We start from the raw sequence: 6,945 nt of genomic DNA, 5'->3' as shown, positions 1-6,945 counted from the left end.
GCAAAATGGCACCGTAACTTCGGGAGAAGGTGCGCCGGTGAGGGTGAAGCACTTGCTGCGTAAGCCCACGCCGGTCGAAGATACCAGGCCGCTGCGACTGTTTATTAAAAACACAGCACTCTGCAAACACGAAAGTGGACGTATAGGGTGTGACGCCTGCCCGGTGCCGGAAGGTTAATTGATGGGGTTAGCTAACGCGAAGCTCTTGATCGAAGCCCCGGTAAACGGCGGCCGTAACTATAACGGTCCTAAGGTAGCGAAATTCCTTGTCGGGTAAGTTCCGACCTGCACGAATGGCGTAACGATGGCGGCGCTGTCTCCACCCGAGACTCAGTGAAATTGAAATCGCTGTGAAGATGCAGTGTATCCGCGGCTAGACGGAAAGACCCCGTGAACCTTTACTATAGCTTTGCACTGGACTTTGAATTTGCTTGTGTAGGATAGGTGGGAGGCTTTGAAGCGTGGACGCCAGTCTGCGTGGAGCCATCCTTGAAATACCACCCTGGCAACTTTGAGGTTCTAACTCAGGTCCGTTATCCGGATCGAGGACAGTGTATGGTGGGTAGTTTGACTGGGGCGGTCTCCTCCTAAAGAGTAACGGAGGAGTACGAAGGTGCGCTCAGACCGGTCGGAAATCGGTCGTAGAGTATAAAGGCAAAAGCGCGCTTGACTGCGAGACAGACACGTCGAGCAGGTACGAAAGTAGGTCTTAGTGATCCGGTGGTTCTGTATGGAAGGGCCATCGCTCAACGGATAAAAGGTACTCCGGGGATAACAGGCTGATACCGCCCAAGAGTTCATATCGACGGCGGTGTTTGGCACCTCGATGTCGGCTCATCACATCCTGGGGCTGAAGCCGGTCCCAAGGGTATGGCTGTTCGCCATTTAAAGTGGTACGCGAGCTGGGTTTAGAACGTCGTGAGACAGTTCGGTCCCTATCTGCCGTGGACGTTTGAGATTTGAGAGGGGCTGCTCCTAGTACGAGAGGACCGGAGTGGACGAACCTCTGGTGTTCCGGTTGTCACGCCAGTGGCATTGCCGGGTAGCTATGTTCGGAAAAGATAACCGCTGAAAGCATCTAAGCGGGAAACTTGCCTCAAGATGAGATCTCACTGGGACCTTGAGTCCCCTGAAGGGCCGTCGAAGACTACGACGTTGATAGGCAGGGTGTGTAAGCGCTGTGAGGCGTTGAGCTAACCTGTACTAATTGCCCGTGAGGCTTGACCATATAACACCCAAGCAATTTGCTGAGCCTGCTCTGGAAACGGAGAAAGGCGCCAGATTGCGGTGTGTGAAGACGAGATGAACCGAAAGTTCGAGTCAAAACCCACAAACTATCGCATACCCATTCGCTGGAACGTGACCGTAAGGCACGCGCTGGCTACCGAATTTCTTGACGACCATAGAGCATTGGAACCACCTGATCCCATCCCGAACTCAGAAGTGAAACGATGCATCGCCGATGGTAGTGTGGGGTTTCCCCATGTGAGAGTAGGTCATCGTCAAGATTAAATTCCGAAACCCCTATCTGCTGACGCAGGTAGGGGTTTTGTTTTAGTAGAAGTCTTCGATTTTCACCGACACGTTGTTCCTGAACGGGTTGGTTACCGAATTTCTTGACGACCATAGAGCATTGGAACCACCTGATCCCATCCCGAACTCAGAAGTGAAACGATGCATCGCCGATGGTAGTGTGGGGTTTCCCCATGTGAGAGTAGGTCATCGTCAAGATTGAATTCCAGAACCCCTGTCTGCCAATGCAGACAGGGGTTTTGTCGTTTTCGGAGCCGATAATCGGATCGCCGTCCTAATTGACGCCACCCCCCGGCAAACCCCCAAGCCGTTGCTATGCTTTGGTTGTCGGGCATTGGCAGCAACAGCCCGCGACGTGACTGGTCATGGGGATTCCAATAATGAAAAACCCTTATGCTCCCGGCTTCTGGTGCGCTGTCGCGGCCTTGGTGCTGCTTTCGGCCACCTACTTCTATGGCGTCATGCTGACTCACCATATCGACAAGGCACTGATTTTCTTGGATAGCGCGGCTGCGCTGATCGGTGTCATTTCTGTCGCAATCGTCGCCTGGGCTTCTCTTCAAGGCCAGCGCATCAAGAAGAGGCAGCTTGTGCAAGGCAAGACACTGGTCCTGATCTGGGATACCAAGGTTGCGCTGCGCCGGGTTGAAACGGTATTCGACCGTTATTTCTGGGGCAGCTATTGGCAGCCTGGACGCACGTTTCAGGAAGTCATGGGTGAACTCACCGGCACTCCGCTGGAGAAAAGCCTCGAGGCACTGAAAACTCAATGCGCCGCCCTGGACAAGCAAGTCGCGCAAGACGACTGGCATTGGCTCAACAATGCCCGCGAGCTGTGCGATGTGGCCAACGCGATGGCTCGGGAGCGCTATCAATTGGACTTCTACGATGGGCGTGACGATTCATCGGGTGCGGCAGTAATCAATCGAGATTTCGAAGTGTTGGTCTACACCTGGACAGCACGTCTCAAGACCTTCGATCATCAACTTGACGAGATCGAAGTCGAATATTCGTAGACCATTTCTCAAGAACACGCTTTTTCCCCTTTAAACATTGGGCTTGCTGACTTGCCTGATGCTAATCTCCCCACCACTTTTATCGCGTCGTACCACAGCCCTTTGCGGGTCAAGGAAGACGACTCTTTTCAACCATGGAACATGATCGGATCACTCATGAACAAATCAGCAAGCGTACTTCTGGGAATCGTTGTGGTTGTTGGTGCAATCAGTGCGGGTGGCGCCTGGTATACCGGCACCAAGCTTGAAGGCGTACTGCAAACCGCTATTGCCGACAGCAATAAGCAACTGCAAACGGCTTTGGCGGGTTCCAATGGCACCGCTTCGATTGAACTGGTCTCCCTGGACCGTGGCACTTTCAGCAGTACTGCCCGTTATCGTCTCAAGGGTGAAGGCGAAATGTTCGGCGGCGAACCGGTCGAGCTGCTGTTCGTTGACAATATCGAACACGGTCCACTGCCATTCTCGCGCCTGATGACGCTCAAATGGTTGCCGGTCATGGCCACCAGCCACACCGAACTGGAGCGGACTCCGCTGACCGAAAAGTGGTTCGTCGCCGCCAAGGATAAATCGCCTCTCAAAGGCGTCTTCAATCTCGGTTACGATCAATCCACCAACGGCACGTTCGAACTGCTGCCTCTGGATACCAAGCTGGATGAGCAATCCCAGCTGATCTTCTCCGGCCTGAAAATCGATGTGGCCGCCAGCGCCCAGGCTGAGAAGATCAAGGCCGACGGCTACATGGACAGCTTCAAGTTGACCACCGTCGCCGAAGATCAGACGCCGGTTCAGGTAGAGTTCAGTGGCCTGACATTGGCCAGCAATCTGACCAAGAGCACCTATGGCTACTACAAGGGCGACAACACCCTGTTGCTGAGCAGCAGCAAGACCACCTTCGGCGAGCCGAAATCGGTATTGGGCCTGAAAAACTTCGAGATGAAGAACAACAGCTCCGAGAACGGCACCAGTGCTTCGGGACGCGCTGATTACAAGATCGGCGAGTTGTCGTTCAACGACAAGGTCATCGGTTCTGCACAGATGGCGGTCAGCCTGAAGAACCTGGATATCCCTGCCACAATGTCGCTGATGCAGGTCTACCAGGCCAAGCTGCAACCCTACGAAAAGGCAGCTGCCGAGGCCGCTGAAGCGGGCGAGCCGGCTCCAGAGCTGAACCTTACCGAGGCAGAAGAAGCGCAGGTCAAAGCCGACCTGGAAAAACTCCTGGCTGGCGCCCCGCAAGTGGCCCTGGAGAACCTCTCGTTCAATACCGCTAACGGCGAAAGCCGCGCGAGCCTGGTTGTTGATCTGGCCAAGCCGCAGTCCATGGACCTGCCACCCGATGAGCTGGGCCGTCAGTTGCTCGCTCTGCTGGACTTCAAGGTTAAGCTTTCCAAGCCAATGCTGGTGGATCTCCTGACCGTGCAAGCGCAGATGGAAGGCCAGACCGACGCAAAACTGATCGCCGACCAGGCGACTGCCACCAGCGATATGTTCAGCGCCATGGCGGTAGGCACGGAGCTGGCGAAGCTTGAAGGCAATGATGTGGTTACCAATCTGCACTACGCCAACAATCAGGTCGATTTCAACGGCCAGAAGATGACCGTTGAACAGTTCACCGCGTTTGTGATGAACAAGCTGGGCGGCGGCGTCGCCATTCAGTAACCCGTCCCAGGCAACATCCGAAACCGGTCCGTGCCCTGTGCACGGGCCGGTTTTTTTTGTCCGTTGAAAATGCCGCGCTGAAATCTGCATGGATTCTGAAGAATTATGGCGATCTGGAAGATGACCAGCCACAGAGTGCAAAACTAGGCCCGTTAGAGCTTGGCTGGGTTCCTTTGATCCGGCCTTCTGTTTGATGGGCAAGGGGGCACTGCGACCCGGCTGGCCATGTAAGGATGCTGACGAATGCCGCGTACTGTGGGTCCTCTTATTCAATTCGGTTTGCGCCCGTTGTTTCGCGTCGCGCTGTGCAGCCAATTGTGCTGGTCGGTGGTGGCGTTTGCCGATACCGCTTATGACCAGATGGTGCTCGACGCCCGCGCGGGGCATTACACGCCCGCGTTGTCCGTATTGCGCCAGGTGCCGGTTGGCCAGGCCAGCACCGCACAGATCAGTGACCATCTGCAGATCGCCAGTTGGGCCGGTCTTGATGCCGAGGTGGTGAAAGTCTACGAAACCCAGGGCCGCTACCGCGACCTTCCGGTTCAGGCGCTGACCGCAGCTGCTCGCTCCTATCGCAACCTCAAGCGCTGGGATCCGGCGGTCGAGTTGTATCGCCGGGCGTTGGCGATAGATCCGCAGAACCCCGATCTGCAACTAGGCCTGGCCTTGACCCAGGCCGATGCCGGCAAGCCAGATGAAGCCGTCAACCGCGCCAGGGCGCTCGTTGCCGCCAAGCCAGAAGATCCGATGCGCCGGTTGGCCTTGGGTTATGCGCTGACGCGTGCGGACAATCCCCACGAAGCGCTTTTCGAATACGACCAGGCGTTCACCCGTGCCGGCAGCAACAAGCCTGAAGTCGCCCGCGAGTACGTCTACGCCCTGCAACGCGCCCGTTTGCCTGAGCCGGCCCTGCGCCTGGCCCGGCTTCAGCCCGGCCTGATCGATCGCGGCGTGCAGCGCAGGCTCGAAGGCGATGTGGCGGCTGAGCGGGTGCGCCTGGCGGATATGGCCAGTCGCAGCGAGGCGGAGCGTTTCGTCATCGCCGATCGCGCGCTGGCGGACTACGACAAACTGCTCGCCACCTGGACTCCGGTGGCCGAGGCCCACGATGATGTCTTGCGCTGGCGGATCGACCGCATGGGCGCCCTCAACGCCCGGGCTCGCCGGGCCGAGGTGATCGTCGAATACCAGAAGCTGGTCGCTGAAGGGGTCAGCATTCCAACCTACGCGCTGCGCTGGGTGGCTTCTTCCTATCTGGAGCAACGTGAACCGGAGATCGCCGTCGATCTGTACCGCCGCGTGCTGATTGCACCGGATGCAGATCCTGCGGACCGCTTCGAAGACAGCACTGCGCTCTACTACGCCTTGCTGGAAAGCGAAAAATCCGAGGAGGCCCGCGCACTGGCCGAAGACCTGGCGAAAGCACAGCCGGCCCGCGTGGAGCTCAAGGGGCTGCCGATCGGCAATCCCAACGACGAGTGGATGGACGCGCAGCTCCTGGCCGCTCAAGCAGGTACCTACGGCGCCGATCTGCCTACCGCCGAGGCGCGCCTGGACGCTCTGGTCTACCACGGGCCCGGCAATATCGGCTTGCGCCTGGCCCAGGCCGATTTGTACCAGGCACGTGAGTGGCCGCGACGTTCGGAAAGCCTGCTCAAGGAAGTCGAGGCCACGACGCCGCGCAATCGCGACTTGGAAGTCGCCCAGGCCCGCGCCGCCATGGATCTGCAGGAATGGCGGCAAATGGATGCGCTTACCGATGACGTCGTCGCCCGCTATCCCGAGAACGCTCACGTCAAGCGCCTGCAACGCCAGCGTGACGTCCATGACATGGCTGAACTGCGCATCGAGGCCTACACCGGCAAGAGCTACGGTGGCGGCAATGGCGACGCTGGCGCGGTGACCGGCAGCCGCGATTTTGGTATCGAGACCTTGCTCTACAGCCCGCCCATCGATGAAGACTGGCGGCTGTTCGGTGGTGCCGGTTACGCAACCGGCGACTTCGAGGAAGGCACCGGCCACCATCGCTGGCAGCGCCTGGGAGTGGAGCGGCGTACCCGCGACATGACCCTGGAGGCGGAAGTCTCCAACCATTCGTATGGTTCCGGTGACAAACAGGGCGCGCGAGTAGCCGTGGCCCGGGACATCAATGATCACTGGCAGTACGGCGGCAGCCTGGACTACCTCTCGGCCAACACTCCGTTGCGGGCTCTCAACAACGGGATTCGCGCCAATGGTGGAAGCGGTTTCGTCCGCTGGCGTGCCAATGAAAGCCGCGAGTGGCGGCTGGCTGTCAGCCCGTCCCACTTCAGCGATGGCAACAACCGCCTCGAGACCTTGCTGACCGGCCGCGAGGGCATCTACAGCGCTCCGAGGCTACAAGTGGAGCTGGGCCTGGAAGTCGGTGCCAGTCGTAACAGCGGCTCCAATGAAGTGCCGTACTTCAATCCGAAATCGGACTTCAGTGTCATGCCGACCGTGAGCGCCAATCACGTGCTGTATCGCCGCTACGAAACCACCTGGAGCCAGCAGTTCCAGGCGGGTGCCGGCACTTACAGCCAGAGTGACTACAGCACCGGTGCCATGGGGTTGCTCAGCTACGGCCAGCGTCTGCTCTGGAACGATGTGCTTGAAGCCGGGGCCGCGCTGAGCTGGCTCAACCGCCCTTACGACGGCGATCGTGAAAGCGATCTGCGCCTGCTTGTCGACCTCACCTACCGCTTCTAGAAGAGTT

At 58.1% G+C, this 6,945-nt stretch carries 3 protein-coding genes and 3 rRNA genes (1 of these 6 only partly in view); all 6 read left to right on the top strand.

Annotation, left to right across the window (positions count from 1 at the left end; genetic code table 11):
• A 23S ribosomal RNA gene (locus J3P84_RS26740) occupies window positions 1–1,228 on the top strand (it extends 1,664 nt beyond the left edge of the window).
• 164 nt (window positions 1,229–1,392) lie between these two features.
• Window positions 1,393–1,508: ribosomal RNA gene (rrf, locus tag J3P84_RS26735) — 5S ribosomal RNA — on the top strand.
• A 107-nt stretch (window positions 1,509–1,615) separates the two neighbouring features.
• A 5S ribosomal RNA gene (gene rrf, locus J3P84_RS26730) occupies window positions 1,616–1,731 on the top strand.
• Window positions 1,732–1,913: 182 nt separating this feature from the next.
• Complete coding sequence (locus J3P84_RS26725) at window positions 1,914–2,549, top strand: NADH:ubiquinone oxidoreductase subunit N (protein WP_434626688.1); 636 nt, start codon at window positions 1,914–1,916, stop codon at window positions 2,547–2,549.
• A 156-nt stretch (window positions 2,550–2,705) separates the two neighbouring features.
• On the top strand, window positions 2,706–4,211 hold the full coding sequence (locus J3P84_RS26720) for a YdgA family protein (RefSeq protein ID WP_434626685.1): 1,506 nt from the start codon (window positions 2,706–2,708) through the stop codon (window positions 4,209–4,211).
• Between the two features lie 243 nt (window positions 4,212–4,454).
• The gene (gene pgaA / locus J3P84_RS26715; RefSeq protein WP_434626683.1) at window positions 4,455–6,938 is read left to right on the top strand and encodes a poly-beta-1,6 N-acetyl-D-glucosamine export porin PgaA; all 2,484 of its coding nucleotides are present in this window, start codon (window positions 4,455–4,457) and stop codon (window positions 6,936–6,938) included.
• Window positions 6,939–6,945: the final 7 nt, after the last annotated feature.

Source organism: Pseudomonas sp. Z1-29, assembly GCF_051131995.1.
GTDB lineage: Bacteria > Pseudomonadota > Gammaproteobacteria > Pseudomonadales > Pseudomonadaceae > Aquipseudomonas.
This window is presented reverse-complemented; position numbering and strand designations above follow the sequence as displayed.

Coding starts and splice junctions, on each gene's coding strand:
- J3P84_RS26725 (WP_434626688.1), top strand. CDS start 1,914: ATGAAAAACCCTTATGCTCCCGGCTTCTGGTGCGCTGTCGCGGCCTTG.
- J3P84_RS26720 (WP_434626685.1), top strand. CDS start 2,706: ATGAACAAATCAGCAAGCGTACTTCTGGGAATCGTTGTGGTTGTTGGT.
- pgaA (WP_434626683.1), top strand. CDS start 4,455: ATGCCGCGTACTGTGGGTCCTCTTATTCAATTCGGTTTGCGCCCGTTG.